Raw genomic sequence first — 1,335 nt, 5'->3', positions numbered from 1 at the left:
TCTTATCAGTTTTAATTTGATTAATTTTTTGTGTTAAAGCGGTCTTAATATCACTTGGCAGCAGTGACTTAATTTTATTTTCAACCAAGATCATTTTTTGATTTAGTTTTCCTGTGGCTTCGGCTGCAATTGCATTATATTGTTGGACAGCACCACCGGTTTGATTTAAATGTTGCAATCTTGAATTTAGACCAATATAACTACTTCCATTTTGGTAATCGTAATCTTTTAATCAAGCTGTGTTAGGATCAATTCCTTGATTATAAAAACTATTATAAGTAGTTTGCGGATTATTTTCAGTTAAATGTAATTTTTCCACTGCTACTTCGGCTTTGGCTTTTGCTAAATATTTAGCAGCATTATTATTTAATAATACTAATTTTTCTTTAGCGGCTTTATACTCATTTTTGATTTTTTCACCAATTTCAAGAGCAGTTTTATTACCTGCATTTTTGAAATCATCAATATTTTTTCTTAAAGCATAAACTACTTTATCATATTCAGCTTTGAATAAAGCTTTGGCTTTTTGTTTTACGGCTGCATCATTTTCATTGTTAAATTGATTAGTTGCTGTACTTAGAGCACTATCATAGCCGTTGACCTCTCTAACAGCTTCGCTGTTGACTGTTTCCAGTGAGCTTGCCGTAGTTGTTGGAGCACTATATTGCTGTGGTGATAAAGCGTTTGTTACTTGACCTTTCAATTTATTAGCAAATTGGTCAGTGTTTACTAAATTATGGAAGGCTGTAATATCAGTATTTTCTATCGTAGGACTTGCAAGAGATTTCAAGTTATTTATTTTTGTAATTAAGTTGTCTAATGCATTTTTTACACTATTTATATTAGAACTTTCAGCATTTAATTTATTTGTGCCTGTTTCAAATACATCTTTATTAGTGTTCGCTATATTGTTTAATCCATCTAGACCCGCTTTTACTTGTGCAATATTATCAATTGCAGTTTTAATAGCAGAATATTTATCTTCAGCTAATGGAGCAGTAATTGCATCATATTTATCTTTAAATTCTTTAGCAGCCGCTGCTTTTTCAATCGCCCCTTGTAATCCATTTTGACCAGTATATGCGTCATATGCATTATTAATTTCGCTGGTAGTTGAATTAGGGTTATTTAACACATTATTTAAGGCTTGAGTAGCACTTGTTTTAGCGCTATTTAAATAGTTTTTAATATTGTTGTATTTTGGATCACTATAGTTAGCTAATGCTATATTGAATTGTGAATCTTTATTATTTCTCTCGGTGATTTTATCTCTTCTGACTTGCTCTTGGGTTTTTAGGTTTTCAAACGCAGTGTTTAAAGCATTGTAATCTTTTG

The 1,335-nt window shown here is 30.9% G+C and carries 1 protein-coding gene; it reads right to left on the bottom strand.

Annotation, left to right across the window (positions count from 1 at the left end; genetic code table 4):
- Positions 1 to 1,335 (bottom strand): hypothetical protein (locus tag N1F73_RS03660; protein WP_260360154.1); only part of this gene is annotated, 1,335 nt, incomplete at both ends.

It is taken from the genome of Mycoplasma sp. HS2188 (genome assembly GCF_025209835.1).
In the GTDB taxonomy this organism is placed as follows: domain Bacteria; phylum Bacillota_I; class Bacilli_A; order Mycoplasmatales; family Metamycoplasmataceae; genus Mycoplasmopsis.
The sequence above is the reverse complement of the archived record's forward strand: the minus strand, read 5'-3'. Positions and strand labels throughout refer to the sequence as shown.